At 58.5% G+C, this 22693-nt stretch carries 21 protein-coding genes; 16 read left to right on the top strand and 5 right to left on the bottom strand.

Features of this window, described 5'->3' with window-relative positions:
• The first annotated feature begins 99 nt into the window (after positions 1-99).
• Positions 100-834, top strand: coding sequence for a response regulator transcription factor (locus BLP82_RS12320; protein WP_092167944.1), 735 nt, complete (start codon positions 100-102; stop codon positions 832-834).
• 155 nt (positions 835-989) lie between these two features.
• On the opposite strand, the gene gabP is transcribed toward BLP82_RS12320, so the two are convergent.
• The 5 genes from gabP to dnaA all read right to left on the bottom strand — a co-directional run bounded on the left by gabP (position 990) and on the right by dnaA (position 8908).
• Positions 990-2384: a GABA permease gene (gabP, locus tag BLP82_RS12325; RefSeq protein WP_092167949.1), complete on the bottom strand. Its 1395-nt coding sequence runs from the start codon at positions 2382-2384 to the stop codon at positions 990-992.
• Between the two features lie 298 nt (positions 2385-2682).
• The gene (gene gyrB / locus BLP82_RS12330) at positions 2683-5100 is read right to left on the bottom strand and encodes a DNA topoisomerase (ATP-hydrolyzing) subunit B (RefSeq protein WP_060739906.1); all 2418 of its coding nucleotides are present in this window, start codon (positions 5098-5100) and stop codon (positions 2683-2685) included.
• 5 nt (positions 5101-5105) lie between these two features.
• Complete coding sequence (gene recF / locus BLP82_RS12335; RefSeq protein ID WP_092167953.1) at positions 5106-6209, bottom strand: DNA replication/repair protein RecF; 1104 nt, start codon at positions 6207-6209, stop codon at positions 5106-5108.
• Between the two features lie 20 nt (positions 6210-6229).
• The gene (gene dnaN, locus BLP82_RS12340) at positions 6230-7333 is read right to left on the bottom strand and encodes a DNA polymerase III subunit beta (RefSeq protein WP_003196145.1); all 1104 of its coding nucleotides are present in this window, start codon (positions 7331-7333) and stop codon (positions 6230-6232) included.
• Between the two features lie 39 nt (positions 7334-7372).
• Positions 7373-8908: a chromosomal replication initiator protein DnaA gene (gene dnaA / locus BLP82_RS12345; RefSeq protein ID WP_092167957.1), complete on the bottom strand. Its 1536-nt coding sequence runs from the start codon at positions 8906-8908 to the stop codon at positions 7373-7375.
• 567 nt (positions 8909-9475) lie between these two features.
• Between dnaA and rpmH the strand changes: the two genes are divergently transcribed.
• The 15 genes from rpmH to atpA all read left to right on the top strand — a co-directional run bounded on the left by rpmH (position 9476) and on the right by atpA (position 22681).
• Entirely contained in the window at positions 9476-9610 is a 135-nt protein-coding gene (gene rpmH, locus BLP82_RS12350) for a 50S ribosomal protein L34 (RefSeq protein WP_003213577.1), read from the top strand.
• 16 nt (positions 9611-9626) lie between these two features.
• Positions 9627-10028, top strand: coding sequence for a ribonuclease P protein component (rnpA, locus tag BLP82_RS12355; RefSeq protein WP_003207107.1), 402 nt, complete (start codon positions 9627-9629; stop codon positions 10026-10028).
• Complete coding sequence (yidD, locus tag BLP82_RS12360) at positions 10021-10266, top strand: membrane protein insertion efficiency factor YidD (protein WP_010465488.1); 246 nt, start codon at positions 10021-10023, stop codon at positions 10264-10266. Before rnpA ends, yidD begins: the two co-directional genes overlap by 8 nt.
• Before the next feature lie 2 nt (positions 10267-10268).
• On the top strand, positions 10269-11951 hold the full coding sequence (yidC, locus tag BLP82_RS12365) for a membrane protein insertase YidC (protein ID WP_092167961.1): 1683 nt from the start codon (positions 10269-10271) through the stop codon (positions 11949-11951).
• A gap of 79 nt (positions 11952-12030) precedes the next feature.
• Positions 12031-13401, top strand: coding sequence for a tRNA uridine-5-carboxymethylaminomethyl(34) synthesis GTPase MnmE (mnmE, locus tag BLP82_RS12370; RefSeq protein ID WP_092167965.1), 1371 nt, complete (start codon positions 12031-12033; stop codon positions 13399-13401).
• Between the two features lie 567 nt (positions 13402-13968).
• Positions 13969-15867, top strand: a complete 1899-nt coding sequence (gene mnmG / locus BLP82_RS12375) for a tRNA uridine-5-carboxymethylaminomethyl(34) synthesis enzyme MnmG (RefSeq protein ID WP_092167969.1) — start codon at positions 13969-13971, stop codon at positions 15865-15867.
• A gap of 5 nt (positions 15868-15872) precedes the next feature.
• The gene (rsmG, locus tag BLP82_RS12380; protein ID WP_170842301.1) at positions 15873-16508 is read left to right on the top strand and encodes a 16S rRNA (guanine(527)-N(7))-methyltransferase RsmG; all 636 of its coding nucleotides are present in this window, start codon (positions 15873-15875) and stop codon (positions 16506-16508) included.
• 18 nt (positions 16509-16526) lie between these two features.
• A complete protein-coding gene (locus BLP82_RS12385; protein ID WP_003207100.1) occupies positions 16527-17324 on the top strand; it encodes a ParA family protein in 798 nt (265 codons plus the stop codon).
• A 9-nt stretch (positions 17325-17333) separates the two neighbouring features.
• On the top strand, positions 17334-18206 hold the full coding sequence (locus BLP82_RS12390; RefSeq protein ID WP_060739912.1) for a ParB/RepB/Spo0J family partition protein: 873 nt from the start codon (positions 17334-17336) through the stop codon (positions 18204-18206).
• A 148-nt stretch (positions 18207-18354) separates the two neighbouring features.
• On the top strand, positions 18355-18762 hold the full coding sequence (locus BLP82_RS12395; protein WP_053126821.1) for a F0F1 ATP synthase subunit I: 408 nt from the start codon (positions 18355-18357) through the stop codon (positions 18760-18762).
• A gap of 16 nt (positions 18763-18778) precedes the next feature.
• Positions 18779-19648 carry a F0F1 ATP synthase subunit A gene (gene atpB, locus BLP82_RS12400; RefSeq protein WP_003207096.1) on the top strand — a complete coding sequence of 290 codons (870 nt, stop codon included), beginning with the start codon at positions 18779-18781 and terminating at the stop codon, positions 19646-19648.
• A 131-nt stretch (positions 19649-19779) separates the two neighbouring features.
• Positions 19780-20037, top strand: coding sequence for a F0F1 ATP synthase subunit C (gene atpE / locus BLP82_RS12405; protein WP_003097235.1), 258 nt, complete (start codon positions 19780-19782; stop codon positions 20035-20037).
• Positions 20038-20095: 58 nt separating this feature from the next.
• On the top strand, positions 20096-20566 hold the full coding sequence (locus BLP82_RS12410) for a F0F1 ATP synthase subunit B (RefSeq protein ID WP_047230097.1): 471 nt from the start codon (positions 20096-20098) through the stop codon (positions 20564-20566).
• Positions 20567-20578: 12 nt separating this feature from the next.
• Positions 20579-21115 (top strand): F0F1 ATP synthase subunit delta, encoded by a 537-nt coding sequence (locus BLP82_RS12415; protein WP_060739913.1) that lies wholly within the window; start codon positions 20579-20581, stop codon positions 21113-21115.
• A gap of 21 nt (positions 21116-21136) precedes the next feature.
• Positions 21137-22681 (top strand): F0F1 ATP synthase subunit alpha, encoded by a 1545-nt coding sequence (gene atpA / locus BLP82_RS12420; RefSeq protein ID WP_053126819.1) that lies wholly within the window; start codon positions 21137-21139, stop codon positions 22679-22681.
• Positions 22682-22693 lie beyond the last annotated feature (12 nt).

A 22693-nucleotide genomic window follows, 5' to 3' on the forward strand; every position in this document is an offset into this window, starting at 1 on the left:
ATTGTCGCAGCCAGCGACAGGTCAATGAATCAGCCACTGGCTGCCTTTCATTGCCACCTGAAGATGTCCGTTACTCTCGAGATCAAGGAATCGCATTCCATGCGTGTCGCCATACTGGACGATGAACCGGCCGAGTTGCGCCGGGTAGAACAGACGCTGCAACAAATCCCCGGCAGAGGCGAGCAAGCCTGGATCCTGCACAGTTTTGAACGAGGGGAAGCCTTGTTGCGACAACTGCGGCGGGAAACCTTCGACTTGTTGATCCTCGACTGGCAACTGCCAGACATCAGCGGGCTTTCATTGCTGCGCTGGACCCGCGAGCACATGGATTCGCCACCGGCCGCCATCATGCTGACCAGCCGCGACGGTGAGCACGACATCGTCCAGGCCCTCAACGCCGGCGCCGACGACTACGTGAGCAAACCCTTCAGGCCTAACGAGCTCAAGGCCCGGGTCACGGCCGTGCTACGCCGTCACAACCTGCAACGCGCGCCCGCCAGCGACATACTGGTGTTCAACGACCTGGCGTTCGACGACGCCGAACTGACCATCACCCGCGCCGGCATTCCCATCAGCCTGACCGAACGGGAATACCGCCTGGCCCGATGCCTGTTCGCCAACCTGGGCCGGCCGCTGTCCCGGGAATATTTCTATGAACGCTTCTGGACCCACGAGGAAATGACCTCGTCGCGGCCACTCGACACCCATATCTATCGCCTGCGCAACAAGCTCGGGCTGACGGCGGATCGCGGTTGGCAGTTGCTGACGATCTACGGGTATGGGTATCGGTTGGAGAGTGTGGCGGCGGGGAGTGAGGCGTCTGTCGCGAGCTAGATATTGGATGCATCCGTGGCGAGGGGATTTATCCCCGCTGGGCTGCGCAGCAGCCCCCCAACCAGGCACCTCAGTGTGCCTGGAAGATTGAATTCACTGCTTTAGGGCTGCTGCGCAGCCCAACGGGGATAAATCCCCTCGCCACACAATGGATATCACCCGATCGTCGGTACCAGGCTTCCTGTTTTTGCGATCCGACGACGCTGGATCAGCACACCGGAGATCACCACCAAGACACTCAGCAGACCCGTCGCGAGGATCTCCACGCGATGGGCTTCCTGGAACAGCATGATGGTCAAGGCTCCGACGATGAAGACAATCACCGCGTAGGTCAGGCCGGGAAACAGCCACATGCTGAAAGCGATTTTTTCCCCGCGAGCCATGCGTTGTTTGCGCATACGCAATTGCGAAACCGCAATGACCAGGTACACCAGCAACGCAATGGCGCCAGAGCTGGCCAGCAGGAACTCGAAGACCGCCGCCGGTGCCACGTAGTTGGCGAACACCGCCAAAAAGGCCGCGCCGGTCGACAGCATCACTGCCCAGTGAGGCGTGCCGCTCTTGTTGGTGCGCTGGGAAACGGCCGGTGCATCACCGCGCTTGCCCAACGAGAACATCATGCGCGAAGCCGTGTACAGCGCCGAGTTCAGGCAACTGGTGACCGCCACCAGGACCACGATATCGACGATCAGCTTGGCATTGGGGATACCCATGCGCTCCAGCACCGTCTGGTAGGAGCCAACACTGGCCAGAAGCGGGTCGTTCCAGGGCACCAGGGCGACGACGATGAAAATGGAAACGAGATAGAACAAGCCAATCCGCCAGATCACCGAGTTGGTCGCCTTGGAAATCTGCTGGCCAGGATTCTTCGATTCGGCCGCCGCGATGGTCACGATCTCGGTGCCCATGAACGAAAACATAGTGGTCAGGATCGCCCCCAACACCGCGCCCATGCCATTGGGCAGGAAGCCCTGGGTGTCGAACAGGTGCGAAACACCGCTGACCTGGCTGGTTGGCAGAACACCGAATATCGCCATCACACCGAGCCCGATGAAGCCGATGATCGCCACCACCTTGACCAGGGCGAACCAGAATTCGAACTCTCCGTAATTCTTCACACTGAACAGGTTGGTGACCGTCAGCAGCAGGGTGATGACCAATGTGAAGACCCAGATCGCCACGTTCGGGAACCAGGCGTGCAGGATCGTTGCAGCAGCGTTGGCCTCCAGCGGAATCACCAGGACCCAGAACCACCAGTAGAGCCAGCCGATGGTGAACCCCGCCCAATGACCAATCGCCCGATCCGCATACGTCGAGAAGGAACCCGTGTCCGGCGACGCCACCGCCATTTCCCCCAGCATCCGCATCACCAGCACCACCAAGGCACCTGCGGCAGCGTAGGCAAACAACACGGCCGGACCAGCTGCTGCGATCGCATGGCCGGAACCGACGAACAGACCGGCGCCAATCACACCGGCGATGGAAAGCATCGTCACATGACGGGGCTTGAGCCCTTGGGCCAGATTATCGGAAGTTTGCGTACCGCTCATTGAGACTACCCTTGGCATTTGGATTTATTCGTACCATCTCGACACATCGCTTCTGTAAATTTAAAAAAACGGTGTGTAAGTTATTAAACACGCAAGTTTTGCGCCAGGAAATCCAAGCCCCCGGTATCCGGGGTCTTCACCCGATTCTAACCCATTGAGAATGAAGGCTTTATGCCAGGGTGTTACCCAGTTACACCCTTTTTGACCAATGGGTCTTAGAAGGAGTGGGTATTTTCGGTGTAAAAAAAAGCCAACGCATGTGCGTTGGCTTTTTGTCGGAGCGGGGTTTGCAGAAGGATCAGAAATCCAGGTTGGACACCGCCAACGCATTGCTCTCGATGAAGTCACGGCGAGGCTCGACCGCATCACCCATCAGGGTGTTGAAGATCTGGTCCGCGCCAATGGCGTCTTCGATGGTGACTTTCAGCATCCGGCGCGAGCTTGGGTCCATGGTGGTTTCCCACAGCTGATCCGGGTTCATTTCACCCAGACCTTTGTATCGCTGGATGGTGTGGCGCTTGGTGCTTTCCGCCATCAGCCATTCAAGGGCTTCCTTGAACTCGGTCACGGCTTTCTTGCGTTCACCCCGTTGGATGTACGCACCTTCGTCCAGCAGCGTGCTCAGTTGCGCGCCAAGGGATACGACGGTCTTGTAGTCGTTGCTGCCGAAGAAGTCGCGGTTGAAGGTGACGTAGTTCGACAGGCCGTGGGAGATCAGTTCGACCTCCGGCAGCCAGACGTTACGCTCACGGTCTTCGCGCAGGCTGGCTTTGTAGACCAGGCCGGATTTTTCCACGGTGCGCAGGCGTACTTCATACTGGGCCAGCCAATCCTGCATCGCTGCGTGATCGGACAGTTGCTCCAGACTCACGGCTGGCAGGTAGATGAAGTGCTCGGTCAGTTCCTGTGGGTACAGGCGCGACAGGCGCTTGAGGGTCTTCATTACCAGGCGGAAGTCGTTGACCAGGCGCTCGAGGGCTTCACCGGAAATACCCGGGGCATCTTCGTTCAGGTGCAGGCTCGCGTCTTCCAGGGCCGACTGCGTCATGTACTCTTCCATGGCGTCGTCGTCTTTGATGTATTGCTCTTGCTTGCCTTTCTTGACCTTGTACAGCGGCGGCTGGGCGATGTAGATGTAGCCGCGCTCAATCAGCTCCGGCAACTGGCGGAAGAAGAACGTCAGCAACAGGGTGCGGATGTGCGAACCGTCGACGTCAGCATCGGTCATGATGATGATGTTGTGATAGCGCAACTTGTCGATGTTGTACTCTTCGCGGCCAATGCCGCAGCCCAGCGCGGTGATCAAGGTGCCGACTTCCTGGGAGGAAATCATCTTGTCGAAGCGCGCCTTCTCGACGTTGAGGATCTTGCCCTTGAGTGGCAGGATGGCCTGGGTGCGACGGTTGCGGCCCTGCTTGGCGGAACCGCCAGCAGAGTCACCTTCCACCAGGTACAGCTCGGACAGGGCAGGGTCCTTTTCCTGGCAGTCGGCCAGTTTGCCCGGCAGGCCGGCGATGTCCAGGGCGCCTTTGCGGCGAGTCATCTCTCGGGCCTTGCGCGCGGCTTCACGGGCACGGGCGGCGTCGATCATCTTGCCGACCACCAGCTTGGCTTCGTTCGGGTTCTCCAGCAGGAAGTCGGAGAAATACTTGCCCATTTCCTGTTCGACCGCGGTCTTCACTTCGGAAGACACCAGCTTGTCTTTAGTCTGGGAGCTGAACTTCGGATCCGGCACCTTCACCGAAATGATCGCCGTCAGGCCTTCGCGGGCATCGTCACCGGTGGTGGCGACTTTATGCTTCTTCGCCAGGCCTTCCTGTTCGATGTAGTTGTTCAGGTTGCGGGTCAGCGCCGAACGGAAGCCCACCAGGTGGGTACCGCCGTCGCGCTGCGGAATGTTGTTGGTGAAGCACAACAGGTTCTCGTTGAAGCTGTCGTTCCACTGCAGGGCGATTTCCACGCCGATGCCGTCTTCACGCTGGATGTTGAAGTGGAACACCTGGTTGACCGCGGTCTTGTTGGTGTTCAGGTACTCGACGAACGCCCGCAGGCCACCTTCGTACTTGAACAACTCTTCCTTGCCACTGCGCTCGTCCTTGAGGACGATGCCGACACCGGAGTTGAGGAAGGACAGTTCGCGAATCCGCTTGGCCAGGATGTCCCAGCTGAAGTGGATGTTCTTGAAGGTTTCGCTCGACGCCTTGAAGTGAATCTGGGTGCCGGTGGACTCGCTGTCGCCAACGATCGCCATGGGTGCCTGAGGCACGCCATGGACGTAGGTCTGTTCCCAGATCTTGCCACTGCGGCGCACCGTGAGCACAAGCTGTTCGGACAGCGCGTTCACCACCGATACACCTACGCCGTGCAGACCGCCGGAGACCTTGTAGGAGTTATCGTCGAACTTACCGCCAGCGTGGAGGACGGTCATGATGACCTCGGCGGCGGAAACGCCTTCCTCTTTGTGCACGTCTACCGGGATGCCACGGCCGTTATCGCGAACGGTGATGGACTCATCCGGATGGATGATGATGCTGATGTCGTCGCAATGGCCGGCGAGGGCTTCGTCGATGGAGTTGTCGACCACCTCGAACACCATGTGGTGCAGACCGCTGCCATCGTCGGTGTCACCAATGTACATACCGGGACGTTTGCGTACGGCATCCAGGCCTTTCAGCACTTTAATGCTCGTTGAGTCGTACGTATTTTCTTCGCTCAATGCCTTCACTCCCGATGGTCGTGGGTCTGGGTGATACGGCCCTGTTCCACGTGGAACAGGGCGACTGGCGTTTCCGTCTGCCAGCCTTCCCTCAATAATTCGTGGTCTACACAGGTGATGAACACCTGGCAGCGTAAGTCTTCCAGCAAGCGGCACAACGCGCGGCGGTGGGCTTCGTCCAGCTCGGACGGCAAGTCATCCACCAGATAAATACACTGACCGCGCCGGGCCTGGCTGACCAGATGCCCCTGGGCGATACGCAAGGCACACACCACTAGCTTCTGCTGCCCCCGGGACAAGATGTCCGCGGCGTTATGTGCACCCAATCTGAGGCGCAAGTCAGCGCGTTGTGGTCCAGCCTGGGTATGGCCCATCTGCTGGTCCCGCTGCAGCGAGCCAGCCAGCACGGTGCTCAGTTCCCGGTCCTTGTCCCAGCCTCGGTAATAGCTGAGCGTCAGGCCCTCAAGCTCAACCAGTTCGCTCAAGGTCTGCTCGAAGACCGGTTTCAAGGCTTTGATGTAAGCGCGGCGGTATTCATCGATTTCAGCGCTGGCCTGGCACAGTTCCCTGTCCCAAACCGCTTGCGAAACGGCGTCAAGTGTACCATGTCGCAGCCAAGAGTTTCTCTGGCGCAGCGCCTTCTGCAAGCGCTGCCAAGTGCTCATGAAGCGCGGTTCCACGTGGAACACGCCCCAGTCGAGAAATTGCCGGCGAATCTTCGGCGCGCCTTCCAAAAGGCGGAAACTGTCCGGGTTGATCAGCTGCAATGGCAGGATCTCGGCCAGTTGCGCCGCACTGCGAGCGTTTTGCCCATCGATGCGGATCTGGAATTCCCCTTGCCGGTCCCGCGAGATCCCCAAGGCGCTATGGCCACCTTCCGCCAGTTCCACCTGCCCGAACACCGTGCACGCCAGTTGATCGTACTGGATGACCGGTAACAGCCGGGTGCTGCGGAACGAACGGGCAAGGCCGAGCAGGTGCACGGCTTCCAGGACGCTGGTTTTGCCGCTGCCGTTGGCGCCGTAAAGGATATTGATGCGGGGGGAGGGGGAGAAGGTCACCGGGTGCAGATTGCGCACCGCGGTGACCGAGACGCGACTTAAGGACATCTAGCTTCTGCTGGGCATGATTACAGACGCATCGGCATGACAACGTAGGCCGAATCGTCGTTGTCGGACTCTTGCACCAGCGCACTGCTGTTGGAGTCAGACAGGATCAGACGCACTTGCTCGGTGGTCATCACGCCCAGCACGTCGAGCAGGTAACTGACGTTGAAGCCGATTTCCAGGGAGCCGCCGTTGTACTCAACGCCTACTTCTTCTTCCGCTTCTTCCTGCTCCGGGTTATTCGCCTGGATCTTCAACTGCCCGTTGGCCAGTTGCAGACGAATGCCTCGGTACTTCTCGTTGGACAGGATCGCGGTACGGCTGAAGGCTTCGCGCAGGGCCTGGCGATCGCCCAGGACCAGCTTGTCACCGCCTTTTGGCAGCACGCGCTCGTAATCTGGGAACTTGCCGTCCACCAGCTTCGACGTGAAGGTGAACTCACCGGTGGTAGCGCGGATATGGTGTTGGCCCAACACGATGCTGACGTTGCCGTCGGGCTCGGTCAGCAGGCGGGCCAGCTCCAGGATGCCTTTACGCGGCACGATCACCTGGTGGCGATCCGGCTGACCGATATCGGCCTGCATCGAGCACATCGCCAGGCGGTGACCGTCGGTGGCGACGGCGCGGATAACGCCGGCCGACACTTCCAGGAGCATGCCGTTGAGGTAATAACGCACGTCCTGCTGGGCCATGGCGAAACTGGTGCGCTCGATCAGGCGACGCAATTTGCTCTGGTCCAGGCTGCAGGTCAGCGAACCCGGGCCTTCTTCGACGGTCGGGAAATCGTTGGCGGGCAGTGTGGACAAGGTAAAGCGGCTGCGACCGGCCTTGACCACGAGCTTCTGCTCATCGACCTTGATGTCGATCAGCGCGTCGTTGGGCAGGCTCTTGCAGATGTCCATCAGCTTGCGCGCCGGCACGGTGATGGAACCCGGATCGGCCGGTTCCTCAAGTTGCACACGACCGACCAGCTCGACTTCCAGGTCGGTACCGGTCAGCGACAATTGCTGGCCTTCGACAACCAGCAGCACGTTGGAAAGTACCGGCAAGGTCTGGCGGCGTTCGACGACGCCTGCGACCAGTTGCAGGGGTTTCAACAGGGCTTCGCGTTGAATGGTGAAATGCATGGTCTAGTCCCTTGCCTTAATAAGCTGCGCTGGTGGTCATCAAGTGGTCAGTGTACGCAGCAGGTTCTTGTAGTCCTCGCGGATGTCCGCGTCGGATTCCTTAAGTTCGTTGATCTTGCGGCACGCGTGCAACACGGTGGTGTGATCGCGTCCGCCAAACACATCGCCGATTTCCGGCAGGCTGTGGTTGGTCAGTTCCTTGGACAGGGCCATGGCCACCTGGCGCGGACGTGCCACCGAACGGGAACGGCGTTTGGACAGCAGGTCGGAAATCTTGATTTTGTAGTATTCAGCAACCGTTCGCTGAATGTTATCCACAGAAACCAATTTGTCCTGGAGCGCCAACAGGTCCTTCAAGGATTCGCGAATCAACTCGATGGTGATATCGCGGCCCATGAAGTGCGAATGGGCGATCACCCGCTTGAGGGCACCTTCGAGCTCACGCACGTTCGAGCGGATACGCTGGGCGATGAAGAATGCGGCGTCGTGAGGCAGCTCGACCTTGGCCTGGTCGGCCTTCTTCATCAGGATCGCAACCCGGGTCTCCAGCTCCGGCGGCTCGACGGCCACCGTCAGGCCCCAGCCGAAACGCGACTTGAGACGTTCCTCGAGGCCTTCGATCTCTTTCGGGTAGCGGTCACTGGTGAGAATGACCTGCTGCCCGCCTTCAAGCAATGCGTTGAAGGTGTGGAAAAACTCTTCCTGGGAGCGTTCCTTGCGAGCGAAGAACTGAATGTCGTCGATCAGCAAGGCGTCCACCGAACGGTAGAAGCGCTTGAACTCGTTGATGGCGTTCAGTTGCAGCGCCTTGACCATGTCGGCCACGAAACGCTCGGAATGCAGGTACACGACCTTGGCATTCGGGTTCTTCTTTAATAGATGATTGCCCACCGCGTGCATCAAGTGGGTCTTACCCAAGCCGACACCGCCATAAAGGAAGAGCGGGTTGTAACCATGCTTGGGGTTGTCCGCGACCTGCCAGGCTGCCGCGCGGGCCAGTTGGTTGGATTTACCTTCGACGAAATTCTCGAAGGTAAAGGTCCGATTCAGGTAGCTGGTGTGCTTGAGCGCGCCTTCGACCTGGACGGTGCGCTGTTCGGCCCGCACCGGAGCCTGCTGGGAGCTGGCACCGGCCATGGGGTCGAAGCTGTCCCGGGAAGGCTCTTCGCTGACTTCGGCGACTTTTTGCGTGTTGCGTTTGCTCGGGGCAGGCGCGGGTGCCGGGGCGGCATGGTTGTTCACAGGCGCAGGGGCAGGGGCAGCAGCCTGCTGAGCCTGTGACGCTGCGGCGGCCAGCGGCGCATTGGGCGCGGCGCGGGGGGCCGAACTGCGTTTGCTGCCTATTAATAAGGACAACGCAGGCGCCATGCCATTGCCATGCTCGTCAAGCAGTTCCATGACCCGGCCCAGGTACTTTTCGTTGACCCAGTCGAGAACGAAACGGTTCGGTGCATAGACACGCAACTCGTCGCCTTCGGCTTCGACCTGTAGTGGACGGATCCAAGTGTTGAATTGTTGGGCAGGCAGCTCATCGCGCAAAAGCTCCACGCATTGCTGCCAAAGTTCCACTGACACGGATATCCCCTAAGTTGAAAGCCGGTGAGGCAAAAACAAGCGGCCATTGTAGCGAGCAGACGTGCACTTATCCACACGCAGGTTGCTCATCGCCCATGATTTATCAATGCGTTAACCGCGAGAAAGACGACCGACGGTCGGTGGATAAGCTCTGTGGATAACCGAGCCTGAGGTCGTTGCACAAGTGGGGGCGAAACTCGGTGGATAACCGCCCTGTGGATAACCAGCCATTCCACCCACAGCTTATCCGACAGCGCAGCACAGGCTGGCCACCGCTTTCCCCTGTAGTTGTCATTCTCTGTACATGGCGAATTACAAGGCTCCGACATGGTTATCCACAGACAGGTGGCGACCTTGCTTTTATAAGCTTTACAGAAAAGCTTTAAATAATTCCCTTCTTTATTTCTATATCTAGCGCTGTGTGATGAATCCGCCGAAAGCGGCTGGATATCTATTTAAAGGAAACGCTGGTTGGAAATTGACCTAGAGGCTTGCTTTCTCTAGAATCCCCGGTCTCTTAAAACGGGGGCCATTCCGGCCCGTTGTGGACGAACCAGGTAACACGACATGAAACGTACTTTCCAACCAAGCACTATCAAACGCGCTCGTACCCACGGTTTCCGTGCTCGCATGGCTACCAAGAACGGTCGTGCCGTCCTGTCGCGTCGTCGCGCCAAAGGTCGTGCGCGTCTGGCAGTTTGATAATCCGGCACTGGAGGTGAGTCAGGACTTCAGTCGGGAAAAGCGTCTGCTTACACCCCGGCATTTCAAGGCAGTCTTTGACTCCCCTACCGGCAAGGTTCCGGGGAAAAATCTCCTGCTCCTTGCGCGCAGCAACGATCTCGATCACCCCCGACTAGGGCTGGTTATCGGGAAAAAGAGCGTCAAGCTCTCCGTTCAGCGCAATCGCCTCAAACGTCTGATGCGCGAATCGTTTCGCCTGAACCAGGATTCACTGGTTGGATGGGACATCGTTATCGTCGCGCGCAAAGGTTTGGGTGACGTAGAAAACCCCGAATTGATTCAGCATTTCGGCAAGCTCTGGAAACGTCTGGCACGCAACAAGCCAGTACCAGCGGTCAACACCGAAACTGTAGGGGTAGACAGTCCCGATGCGTAAACTGGCACTCGTTCCGATCCAGTTTTATCGCTATGCCATTAGTCCTTTGATGGCCAGTCACTGTCGTTTCTACCCCAGTTGTTCCTGCTACGCGTACGAAGCCATAGAAAATCATGGTCTCCTGCGCGGTGGCTGGCTGACCTTTCGTCGTTTAGGTCGCTGTCATCCGTGGAATCCCGGCGGTTATGACCCGGTTCCGCCTATCCCTACCTCCCGTTCTTCTTCGATGGCCGAGTAATCATGGATATCAAACGCACGATCCTGATCGTCGCCCTGGCAATCGTGTCCTACGTCATGGTCCTTAAATGGAACCAGGACTATGGCCAGGCTGCCCTGCCGACTCAGAATGTTGCAGCCAGCAATACCGCACCGAGCCTGCCGGATGCTCCCGTTGGCAACAATGCTGCCAGCAATGACGACATCCCACGCGCGGCAAGCGATACCAGCGCGCCTGCCGAAGCCCCTGTGGCCGCAAGCAAAGATCTCATCCAGGTCAAGACGGACGTGCTCGAGCTGGCAATCGATCCACAAGGTGGTGACGTCGCCCAGCTGAAGCTGCCGCTGTACCCGCGTCGCCAGGATCATCCGGAAATCCCGTTCCAGTTGTTCGACAACGGTAACGAGCGCACCTATCTGGCCCAAAGTGGCCTGATTGGTAGCAACGGCCCGGATTCGAACCCGGCCGGTCGCCCGGTCTACTCTGCCGAGAAGAAGACTTATCAACTGGCTGACGGTCAGGACCAATTGGTCGTGGACCTGAAGTTCAGCAAGGACGGTGTCAACTACATCAAGCGTTTCACCCTGAAACGTGGCCTGTATGACGTCACCGTCTCTTACCTGATCGACAACCAGAGCGCCCAGCCTTGGTCCGGTGCGATGTTCGCGCAACTCAAGCGTGACGCCAGCGACGATCCTTCCTCCAGCACCGCCACCGGCACCGCGACTTACCTGGGCGCCGCCCTGTGGACAAGTTCGGAGCCGTACAAGAAAGTGTCCATGAAGGACATGGACAAGGGTCAGCTCAAGGAAACCGTACAAGGTGGCTGGGTTGCCTGGCTGCAGCACTATTTTGTAACAGCCTGGATCCCGCAGAAGGGCGACAGCAACGTTGTCCAGACGCGTAAAGACAGCAAGGGCAACTTCATCATCGGTTACACCGGCCCGACATTGACTGCCGCGCCAGGTGCGAAAGCCGAAACCAGCGCCATTCTGTATGCCGGTCCAAAAAGCCAGGCGGTGCTGAAAGAGTTGTCCCCAGGCCTGGAACTGACCGTGGACTACGGTTTCCTGTGGTTCATTGCCCAGCCGATCTTCTGGCTGCTGCAACATATCCACAGCATCGTCGGTAACTGGGGCTGGTCGATCATTTTCCTGACCATGCTGATCAAGGGGATTTTCTTCCCATTGTCGGCCGCCAGCTACAAATCCATGGCACGCATGCGTGCAGTGGCGCCGAAACTGGCCGCCCTGAAAGAACAGCATGGCGATGACCGGCAGAAAATGTCCCAGGCCATGATGGAGTTGTACAAGAAAGAGAAGATCAACCCGCTGGGTGGATGCTTGCCGATTCTTGTGCAGATGCCAGTGTTCCTGTCGCTGTACTGGGTGTTGCTGGAAAGCGTGGAGATGCGTCAGGCACCGTTCATGCTGTGGATTACCGACCTGTCGATCAAGGATCCGTTCTTCATCCTGCCGATCATCATGGGCGCGACCATGTTCATCCAGCAGCAGCTGAACCCGACACCTCCGGACCCGATGCAGGCGAAGGTCATGAAAATGATGCCAATCATCTTCACCTTCTTCTTCCTGTGGTTCCCGGCGGGTCTTGTGCTGTACTGGGTTGTGAACAACGTGTTGTCCATCACTCAGCAGTGGTACATCACGCGTAAGATCGAAGCGGCGACTAAAAAAGCCGAGGCGTAACTTGCTCTGTGGATAACCACACAAAACGCCCCCTAGTGGGGCGTTTTGCTATCTGCCACTTTTGTCTGGATACCGGTTTATGAGCGCACCGCGTGAAACCATCGCTGCCGTTGCCACCGCCCAAGGTCGCGGTGGCGTCGGCATCGTCCGTATTTCGGGGCCCTTGGCCAGTGCCGCGGCCAAGGCTATCAGCGGTCGTGAACTCAAGCCGCGGTTCGCCCATTACGGCCCGTTTTTCAGTGATGACCAGCAGGTGCTCGACGAAGGGCTGGCCTTGTATTTCCCGGGGCCAAACTCGTTCACCGGCGAAGACGTACTGGAACTGCAGGGACATGGCGGCCCCATCGTGCTGGACATGCTGCTCAAGCGCTGCCTGGAATTGGGTTGTCGACTGGCCCGGCCGGGGGAATTCAGCGAGCGGGCGTTCCTGAATGACAAACTCGACCTGGCCCAGGCTGAAGCGATCGCCGATTTGATCGAAGCCAGTTCTGCACAGGCTGCGCGCAACGCGTTACGTTCCCTGCAGGGAGCGTTTTCCCAGCGTGTGCATAACCTCACCGAGCAATTGATCGGCCTACGGATCTACGTCGAGGCCGCGATCGACTTCCCGGAAGAGGAAATCGACTTCCTCGCCGATGGCCACGTGCTGAGCATGCTCGATAAAGTGCGCGATGAGTTATCCACAGTACTGCGCGAAGCCGGGCAGGGTGCCTTGTTGCGCGATGGGATGACCGTGGTGATCGCTGGACGACCGAATGCCGGCAAATCCAGCCTGCTGAATGCCCTGGCTGGCCGGGAGGCGGCGATCGTCACCGAGATCGCTGGCACCACCCGGGACATCCTTCGTGAACATATCCACATCGACGGCATGCCGCTGCACGTGGTGGATACGGCCGGTTTGCGCGACACCGAGGACCAGGTGGAGAAAATCGGCGTTCAACGTGCACTCAAGGCCATTGGTGAAGCCGACCGGGTATTGCTGGTGGTGGATGCCACCGCACCAGAAGCAGACGACCCCTTTGCCTTGTGGCCGGAGTTCCTTGAGGTCCGCCCGGATCCGGCGAAAGTCACCCTGATTCGCAACAAGGCCGACCTGACTGGGGAGCCGATTGCCCTGCAAGTCAGCGCTGACGGGCACGTGACCATCAGCCTGAGCGCGAAGTCGGCGGGTGAAGGCCTGGAGCTGCTGCGCGAGCACCTCAAGGCCTGCATGGGCTACGAACAGACCTCGGAAAGCAGTTTCAGCGCTCGCCGGCGGCACCTTGAAGCCTTGCGCCATGCCAGTGCGGCCCTGGAGCACGGTCGCGCGCAGTTGACCTTGGCGGGTGCTGGTGAGTTGTTGGCCGAAGACCTGCGCCAAGCGCAACAGTCCCTTGGGGAAATTACCGGCGCCTTCAGTTCCGATGACTTGCTGGGGCGGATCTTTTCCAGCTTTTGCATCGGTAAATAGCCCCTCCTTTGCAACCGGGTTTGTCCTCGACAATCTGACGAGCGCAACGCAAACCCGGTTCCTCCTCTCTTTTTTTGAACCCGATTGCCCCTGATGGCGGCTTGCCTGTGGGCGCTGATGCGACCCGTAGCGGCAGTTTTCTGTGGATTAAGCCCTGTGAATAACTGCCATTGAGGTCGGTTGATAAGCGGCCTTCAAAACTGAAGATAACCGCCTCTGTGGATAAACACCTCATTCATCCACAGGCTTACACCGGTTATCCAAGCCCCTCATTGCCACATGACCACAGGGTTTTGAATCTCTGTACACAACGTAAATAAAAGCCTACAGAATGTTATCCACAGATAGGTGGGGCAGTAAGAATAAACATAAAAACAAAGGTTTTATAAATTTCTTTCTTTTTTATTTTTTTAACCACGAGTTCTCCACAGCTGGTTAAATTTTGTGCAAAGGGTTCTTTAGAAAGGATGAAGTCCCTATACTTGCCGACCTGGCTCGAAAAACGCCCAGGGCCAGACTCAAAACCTATTTCCGAATTACCTGAATAAAGCAGGCACGAGGTGCGTGGTGGATTTCCCTTCCCGTTTTGAAGTGATCGTCATCGGCGGCGGTCATGCCGGTACCGAGGCAGCACTTGCATCAGCACGCATGGGGGCAAAAACCCTGTTGCTGACGCATAACGTGGAAACCCTCGGCGCCATGAGCTGCAACCCTGCCATTGGTGGCATTGGCAAAAGCCACCTGGTCAAGGAGATCGATGCCCTTGGGGGCGCGATGGCCATGGCCACCGATAAGGGGGGGATCCAGTTTCGCGTATTGAACAGCCGCAAAGGCCCAGCCGTGCGCGCTACTCGCGCCCAGGCCGACCGCGTCCTGTACAAGGCCGCTGTCCGCGAAATCCTGGAGAACCAGCCGAACCTGTGGATATTTCAACAAGCGGCCGATGACCTGATCGTCGAGCAGGATCAGGTACGCGGTGTCGTGACGCAGATGGGCCTGCGTTTCTTCGCCGATTCCGTGGTGTTGACCACCGGGACCTTCCTCGGCGGACTTATCCACATTGGTTTGCAGAACTTTTCCGGCGGGCGCGCGGGTGATCCGCCGTCGATCGCTCTGGCCCACCGTTTGCGTGAGCTGCCATTGCGTGTCGGGCGCTTGAAAACCGGTACGCCACCGCGTATCGACGGTCGGTCTGTGGATTTCTCGGTGATGACCGAGCAGCCTGGCGATACGCCGATCCCGGTCATGTCGTTCATGGGCAACAAGGAACAGCATCCACGGCAAGTCAGTTGCTGGATCACCCACACCAATGCCCGCACCCATGAAATCATTGCGGCGAACCTCGATCGTTCGCCGATGTATTCCGCTGCCGGTGAAATCGAAGGCATCGGTCCACGTTACTGCCCGTCGATCGAAGACAAGATCCATCGCTTTGCCGACAAGGAAAGCCACCAGGTCTTCATCGAGCCAGAAGGCCTGACCACACACGAGCTGTATCCGAACGGGATCTCCACCTCCCTGCCGTTCGATGTGCAACTGCAGATCGTGCAATCGATTCGCGGCATGGAAAACGCCCACATCGTTCGCCCCGGCTACGCCATCGAATACGACTATTTCGACCCCCGTGACCTGAAGTACAGCCTGGAAACCAAAGTCATCGGCGGCCTGTTCTTCGCCGGGCAGATCAACGGCACCACCGGTTACGAAGAGGCCGGCGCCCAAGGGTTGTTGGCCGGTGCCAACGCGGCACTGCGTGCCCAGGGCAAAGACAGCTGGTGCCCGCGCCGCGATGAGGCCTACATCGGTGTGCTCGTGGATGACCTGATTACCCTGGGTACCCAGGAACCGTATCGGATGTTCACGTCCCGCGCCGAATATCGCCTGATCCTGCGGGAAGACAACGCCGACTTGCGCCTGACCGAGAAAGGCCGCGAGTTGGGTCTGGTGGATGACGTGCGCTGGGCCGCTTTCTGCACGAAACGCGAGCGTATCGAGCTGGAAGAGCAACGCCTGAAAAGCACCTGGGTTCGCCCCGGTACCGAGCAGGGCGATGCCATCGCGGCGAAATTCGGTACGCCGCTGACCCACGAATACAACCTGCTCAACCTTTTGAGCCGTCCGGAAATCGATTACGCCGGGCTGGTGGAAGTAACCGGCCAGGGCGCGGAAGATCCGCAGGTGGCCGAACAGGTCGAGATCAAGACCAAGTACGCTGGTTACATCGACCGCCAGCAGGATGAGATCGCCCGCCTGCGCGCCAGCGAAGACACCAAGCTGCCTGTGGATATCGATTACACCGGCATTTCCGGGTTGTCGAAAGAAATCCAGAGCAAGCTCGGTGCGACCCGTCCAGAGACCCTGGGCCAGGCCTCGCGCATTCCCGGTGTCACGCCAGCGGCGATTTCCCTGTTGATGATTCATTTGAAAAAACGCGGCGCGGGCCGCCAGTTGGAGCAAAGCGCTTGAGTTCGATGGTCACCTCGCAACACGCTGAAGAGTTATCCACAGGTGCCCGTGAACTCGGCGTCAGCCTGAGCGAAGCCCAGCATGCGCAATTGCTGGGTTATCTGGCGCTGTTGATCAAATGGAACAAGGCCTACAACCTGACCGCCGTGCGCGATCCTGATGAAATGGTCTCGCGGCATCTGCTCGATAGCCTCAGCGTCATGTCCTTCATCGAAAACGGTCGTTGGCTGGACGTTGGCAGTGGCGGTGGCATGCCGGGAATCCCGCTGGCGATCCTGTTTCCCGACTCGCAAGTGACCTGCCTGGACAGCAACGGCAAGAAAACCCGCTTCCTGACCCAGGTCAAACTCGAACTCAAACTGGATAACCTGCAAGTTATCCACAGCCGCGTCGAAGCGTTCCAGCCTGCCGAGCCGTTCAACGGGATCATTTCCCGGGCGTTCAGCAGCATGGAGAACTTCAGCAACTGGACTCGCCACCTGGGCGACGCCGATACGCGCTGGCTGGCAATGAAGGGCGTTCATCCGGCCGATGAGCTGGTAGCATTGCCGGCAGACTTCCACCTCGATAGCGAACACGCCTTGGCCGTACCCGGTTGCCAAGGCCAACGCCATCTGCTGATACTGCGCCGCACGGCATGATTGGGAACACAAGCAAGAATGGCTAAGGTATTCGCGATAGCGAACCAGAAAGGTGGTGTGGGCAAGACCACCACCTGCATCAACCTCGCAGCATCCCTGGTCGCGACCAAGCGCCGGGTGCTGTTGATCGATCTCGATCCACAGGGCAACGCCACCATGGGCAGCGGTGTGGATAAGCATGGCCTGGAAAACTCCATCTACGACGTCCTGATCGGCGAATGCGATCTGGGCCAGGCCATGCACTTCTCAGAACATGGTGGTTATCAACTGCTGCCGGCCAACCGTGACCTGACGGCGGCCGAAGTGGTGCTGCTGGAAATGCAGATGAAGGAAAGCCGTCTGCGCAGCGCCTTGGCGCCGATCCGGGAAAACTACGATTACATCCTGATCGACTGCCCGCCGTCGCTGTCGATGCTGACCCTCAACGCCTTGGTGGCCGCCGATGGGGTCATTATCCCCATGCAGTGCGAGTACTTCGCGTTGGAGGGGTTGAGCGACCTTGTGGATAACATCAAGCGCATCGCCGAACTGTTGAACCCGGACCTGAAGGTCGAAGGCCTGTTGCGGACCATGTACGACCCGCGCCTGAGCCTGATGAACGATGTCTCGGCCCAGCTCAAGGAACACTTCGGCGAGCAGCTCTACGACACCGTCATCCCCCGTAACATCCGTCTGGCCGAAGCGCCGAGCTACGGCATGCCGGCCCTGGCCTACGACAAACAATCCCGTGGTGCGCTGGCTTACCTGGCCCTGGCGGGCGAAATGGTTCGTCGTCAGCGCCGCAACCCACGCACCGCTGCAGCCCAGCCAACTTAAGGAAACCCCATGGCCGTCAAGAAACGAGGTCTCGGACGTGGACTGGATGCACTGCTCAGCGGTCCGACTGTCAGTTCGCTGGAAGAACAGGCCGTACAGGCCGACCAGCGCGAGCTGCAGCATTTGCCCCTGGACCTGATCCAGCGTGGCAAATACCAGCCGCGTCGGGACATGGACCCGCAGGCGCTGGAAGAGCTGGCCCAATCGATCAAGAGCCAGGGCGTGATGCAGCCGATCGTGGTCCGGCCGATCGCCAATGGACGTTTCGAGATCATCGCCGGCGAACGTCGCTGGCGCGCCAGCCAGCAGGCCGGCCAGGAAACCATCCCGGCGATGGTCCGCGATGTGCCGGATGAAACGGCCATCGCCATGGCGCTGATCGAGAACATCCAGCGTGAAGACCTCAACCCGATCGAGGAAGCCGTAGCCCTGCAGCGCTTGCAGCAGGAATTCCAGCTGACCCAGCAACAGGTTGCCGAGGCGGTGGGCAAGTCCCGCGTGACCGTGGCCAATCTGCTGCGCCTGATTGCGTTGCCGGAAGTCATCAAGACCATGCTGTCCCATGGCGACCTGGAAATGGGTCATGCCCGGGCATTGCTCGGTTTGCCGGAAAATCAACAGGTTGAAGGGGCGCGACATGTTGTCGCACGCGGCCTCACCGTGCGCCAAACCGAGGCACTGGTTCGCCAGTGGCTCAGTGGCAAACCGGCACCTGTCGAGGCACCCAAGATCGATCCGGATATCGCCCGCCTCGAACAACGCCTGGCCGAGCGCCTGGGCTCTGCGGTGCAGATTCGCCACGGGAAGAAGGGCAAAGGCCAACTGGTGATCGGTTATAACTCCCTCGATGAGTTGCAAGGTGTCCTTGCACACATTCGCTGAAACAATTGCTCTTGTAGCGCGCAGTCGGAAATCACTACCTGACAGTTGAATAGGGGCAGAACCGCCCCTATACTCTGCGCGCATTTTGTCGGCACAAATTATGCCAAGTTATTGAATTATGGCGGCCGACTATTGGAGAGCAAAAGCGATGGAAACCCGCACGCCAAACCGCTTGCCGTTCCATCGTCTGGCAGTTTTCCCGGTTCTGATGGCTCAATTCACCGTCGTACTGATCGCCACATTGGCGCTCTGGCAATGGAAAGGAGTCGTCGCCGGATACTCAGGACTTTGCGGAGGCCTGATAGCCTTGCTTCCCAATATTTACTTTGCTCACAGGGCCTTTCGGTTTTCCGGCGCCCGAGCAGCCCAGGCTATCGTCCGGTCTTTTTATGCCGGCGAGGCGGGGAAACTGATTTTGACGGCAGTGCTGTTTGCACTGACGTTCGCAGGTGTGAAGCCATTGGCGCCGCTGGCTGTATTCGGCGTCTTCGTGCTGACCCAACTGGTCAGCTGGTTCGCTCCCCTGCTAATGAGAACAAGACTTTCGAGACCTTAGGGCGTTTGAGGCAACCATGGCAGAGACAACCGCTTCGGGCTATATCCAGCACCACTTGCAGAACCTGACCTTCGGTCAGCTACCCAACGGCGGCTGGGGCTTTGCCCACACCGCAGCAGAAGCCAAGGAAATGGGCTTCTGGGCTTTCCACGTCGATACCCTCGGCTGGTCGGTCGCACTGGGCCTGATTTTCGTTCTTCTTTTCCGCATGGCGGCGAAGAAGGCGACATCCGGTCAGCCAGGTGCACTGCAGAACTTCGTTGAAGTACTGGTCGAATTCGTCGATGGCAGCGTGAAAGACAGCTTCCATGGCCGCAGCCCGGTGATCGCACCGCTGGCACTGACCATCTTCGTCTGGGTGTTCCTGATGAACGCCGTCGACCTGGTACCGGTCGACTGGATTCCTCAGCTGGCCATCCTGATCTCCGGTGATCACCACATCCCCTTCCGCGCCGTGTCGACCACCGACCCGAACGCGACCCTGGGCATGGCGTTCTCGGTTTTCGCACTGATCATTTTCTATAGCATCAAGGTCAAGGGCATCGGCGGCTTCATCGGCGAACTGACCCTGCACCCGTTCGGCAGCAAGAACATCCTCGTTCAAGCCCTGCTGATTCCGGTGAACTTCCTGCTGGAATTCGTGACCCTGATCGCCAAGCCGATTTCTCTGGCACTGCGTCTGTTCGGCAACATGTATGCCGGCGAACTGGTGTTCATCCTGATCGCTGTGATGTTCGGCAGCGGCCTGCTGTGGCTCAGCGGCCTGGGTGTAGTTCTGCAGTGGGCGTGGGCTGTGTTCCACATCCTGATCATCACCCTGCAGGCGTTCATCTTCATGATGCTGACCATCGTCTACCTGTCGATGGCGCACGAAGAAAACCATTAAGGCCAGTCTCGACTAGTCTGATGTCCTTCCCGGTCAAACGGGAAGGAGCCCGAACCGGGCTGAGAAACGATTTGTTTTACCGCTTTAATCTAAAAAACCTAAACCATACGACGTAAAAGTCGGGAGGAAAGATGGAAACTGTAGTTGGTCTAACCGCTATCGCTGTTGCACTGTTGATCGGCCTGGGCGCACTGGGTACCGCAATTGGTTTCGGCCTGTTGGGCGGCAAGTTCCTGGAAGGCGCAGCGCGTCAGCCAGAAATGGTTCCAATGCTGCAAGTCAAAATGTTCATCGTGGCCGGTCTGCTCGACGCCGTGACCATGATCGGTGTTGGTATCGCGCTGTTCTTCACCTTTGCGAACCCGTTCGTTGGTCAAATCGCTGGCTAATTACTCGGATGTCTCGAGTAGATTGGTGTGATGGACAACGTAACTGCGAGGTGTTGGCGTGAACATTAATGCGACCCTGATTGGCCAGTCCGTTGCGTTCCTGATTTTTGTACTGTTCTGCATGAAGTTCGTATGGCCTCCGGTCATTGCGGCATTGCACGAACGTCAAAAGAAGATCGCTGATGGTCTGGACGCTGCCAGCCGTGCAGCTCGCGACCTGGAGTTGGCCCATGAGAAAGTGGGTCAGCAACTGCGCGAAGCGAAAGCTCAGGCAGCTGAAATCATCGAGCAAGCCAAGAAACGCGGTACCCAGATTGTCGACGAAGCCCGTGAACAGGCTCGCGTCGAAGCTGACCGTGTGAAGGCTCAGGCTCAAGCCGAGATCGAACAGGAACTCAACAGTGTCAAAGACGCGCTGCGTGCCCAAGTGGGTGCTCTGGCCGTTGGCGGTGCTTCGAAGATCCTGGGTGCCACAATCGATCAAAACGCGCACGCAGAGCTGGTAAACAAACTGGCTGCTGAAATCTAAGCGAGGGCGATCATGGCAGAACTGACCACGTTGGCCCGACCTTACGCTAAGGCGGCCTTCGAGCACGCTCAGGCCCACCAGCAACTGGCCAATTGGTCAGCCATGCTCGGCCTGGCAGCAGCGGTGTCGCAAGACGGCACCATGCAGCGCGTGCTCAAGGCCCCGCGACTGACGAGCGCAGAAAAGGCCGCCACGTTCATTGACGTGTGCGGCGACAAGTTCGATGCCAAGGCACAGAATTTCATTCACGTCGTTGCCGAAAACGACCGTCTCCCGCTTTTGCCGGAGATCGCCGCTCTTTTCGACCTGTACAAGGCCGAGCAAGAGAAATCGGTAGACGTGGAAGTCACCAGTGCTTTCGCATTGAACCAAGAACAGCAAGACAAACTCGCCAAGGTTCTCAGTGCACGACTCAACCGGGAAGTGCGCCTGCAAGTCGAGGAAGACAAGTCCCTGATTGGGGGCGTTGTCATCCGCGCCGGCGACCTGGTTATCGATGGCTCGATTCGCGGCAAAATCGCGAAACTTGCCGAAGCATTGAAATCTTGAGTTTGAAGGGGCAGCAGAGCAATGCAGCAACTCAATCCTTCCGAAATAAGTGAAATTATCAAGGGCCGCATCGACAAGCTCGATGTGACCTCCCAAGCCCGTAACGAAGGCACTGTCGTCAGCGTATCTGACGGCATCGTGCGGATTCACGGTCTGGCCGACGTCATGTACGGCGAGATGATCGAGTTTCCGGGCGGCGTCTACGGTATGGCCCTCAACCTGGAGCAAGACTCTGTAGGTGCCGTGGTATTGGGCGCGTACACGACGCTGGCTGAAGGCATGAGCGCCAAGTGCACCGGCCGCATCCTCGAAGTTCCGGTAGGTAAGGAACTGCTGGGTCGCGTTGTCGACGCACTGGGTAACCCTGTTGACGGCAAAGGTCCGCTGAACAACACCGAGACCGACGCGGTCGAGAAAGTTGCTCCAGGCGTGATCTGGCGTAAGTCGGTAGACCAGCCTGTTCAGACTGGCTACAAGGCTGTCGATGCCATGATCCCTGTCGGCCGTGGCCAGCGTGAGCTGATCATCGGCGACCGTCAGATCGGTAAGACCGCTCTGGCGATCGACGCGATCATCAACCAGAAAAACAGCGGCATCTTCTGCGTCTACGTGGCAATCGGTCAGAAGCAATCGACCATCGCCAACGTGGTTCGCAAGCTGGAAGAGAACGGTGCACTGGCTAACACCATCATCGTTGCCGCCAGTGCTTCCGAATCGGCCGCACTGCAGTTCCTGGCACCGTACTCCGGTTGCACCATGGGCGAATACTTCCGCGACCGCGGTGAAGACGCGCTGATCGTTTATGACGATCTGTCCAAGCAAGCAGTGGCCTACCGCCAGATTTCCCTGCTGCTGCGCCGTCCACCAGGCCGTGAAGCCTACCCAGGCGACGTGTTCTATCTCCACTCCCGTCTGCTGGAGCGCGCATCCCGCGTTTCGGAAGAGTACGTAGAGAAGTTCACCAACGGCGCAGTGACTGGCAAGACCGGTTCCCTGACCGCTCTGCCGATCATCGAAACCCAGGCTGGCGACGTTTCCGCGTTCGTTCCGACCAACGTGATTTCCATCACCGACGGTCAGATCTTCCTGGAATCGGCCATGTTCAACTCGGGCATCCGTCCTGCTGTGAACGCCGGTGTTTCGGTATCCCGTGTGGGTGGTGCCGCTCAGACCAAGATCATCAAGAAGCTGTCCGGTGGTATCCGTACCGCCCTGGCCCAGTACCGTGAACTGGCGGCATTCGCCCAGTTCGCTTCTGACCTGGACGAAGCGACCCGTAAGCAACTTGAGCATGGTCAGCGCGTTACCGAGCTGATGAAGCAGAAGCAATACGCACCAATGTCGATCGCTGACATGGCGCTGTCGCTGTATGCCGCTGAGCGTGGGTTCCTGACTGACATTGAAATCGCCAAGATCGGCAGCTTCGAACAAGCGCTGATCGCTTTCTTCAACCGCGATCACGCCGATTTGATGGCCAAGATCAACGTTAAAGGTGACTTCAATGACGAAATCGACGCTGGCCTCAAGGCCGGTATCGAGAAGTTCAAGGCCACCCAAACCTGGTAAGCCGCAGCGGGA

Source organism: Pseudomonas sp. NFACC37-1 (genome assembly GCF_900101575.1).
Taxonomy (GTDB): domain Bacteria; phylum Pseudomonadota; class Gammaproteobacteria; order Pseudomonadales; family Pseudomonadaceae; genus Aquipseudomonas; species Aquipseudomonas fluorescens_AA.

Bases quoted from the DNA above. Each gene is read 5' to 3' on its own strand.
- BLP82_RS12390 (WP_060739912.1), top strand. From the start codon at position 17,334: ATGGCCGTCAAGAAACGAGGTCTCGGACGTGGACTGGATGCACTGCTC.
- recF (WP_092167953.1), bottom strand. From the start codon at position 6,209: ATGTCCTTAAGTCGCGTCTCGGTCACCGCGGTGCGCAATCTGCACCCG.
- yidD (WP_010465488.1), top strand. From the start codon at position 10,021: ATGCGTAAACTGGCACTCGTTCCGATCCAGTTTTATCGCTATGCCATT.
- atpA (WP_053126819.1), top strand. From the start codon at position 21,137: ATGCAGCAACTCAATCCTTCCGAAATAAGTGAAATTATCAAGGGCCGC.
- BLP82_RS12385 (WP_003207100.1), top strand. From the start codon at position 16,527: ATGGCTAAGGTATTCGCGATAGCGAACCAGAAAGGTGGTGTGGGCAAG.
- yidC (WP_092167961.1), top strand. From the start codon at position 10,269: ATGGATATCAAACGCACGATCCTGATCGTCGCCCTGGCAATCGTGTCC.
- gabP (WP_092167949.1), bottom strand. From the start codon at position 2,384: ATGAGCGGTACGCAAACTTCCGATAATCTGGCCCAAGGGCTCAAGCCC.
- BLP82_RS12320 (WP_092167944.1), top strand. From the start codon at position 100: ATGCGTGTCGCCATACTGGACGATGAACCGGCCGAGTTGCGCCGGGTA.
- rsmG (WP_170842301.1), top strand. From the start codon at position 15,873: ATGGTCACCTCGCAACACGCTGAAGAGTTATCCACAGGTGCCCGTGAA.
- atpB (WP_003207096.1), top strand. From the start codon at position 18,779: ATGGCAGAGACAACCGCTTCGGGCTATATCCAGCACCACTTGCAGAAC.
- rpmH (WP_003213577.1), top strand. From the start codon at position 9,476: ATGAAACGTACTTTCCAACCAAGCACTATCAAACGCGCTCGTACCCAC.
- BLP82_RS12415 (WP_060739913.1), top strand. From the start codon at position 20,579: ATGGCAGAACTGACCACGTTGGCCCGACCTTACGCTAAGGCGGCCTTC.
- atpE (WP_003097235.1), top strand. From the start codon at position 19,780: ATGGAAACTGTAGTTGGTCTAACCGCTATCGCTGTTGCACTGTTGATC.
- mnmE (WP_092167965.1), top strand. From the start codon at position 12,031: ATGAGCGCACCGCGTGAAACCATCGCTGCCGTTGCCACCGCCCAAGGT.
- dnaN (WP_003196145.1), bottom strand. From the start codon at position 7,333: ATGCATTTCACCATTCAACGCGAAGCCCTGTTGAAACCCCTGCAACTG.
- BLP82_RS12395 (WP_053126821.1), top strand. From the start codon at position 18,355: ATGGAAACCCGCACGCCAAACCGCTTGCCGTTCCATCGTCTGGCAGTT.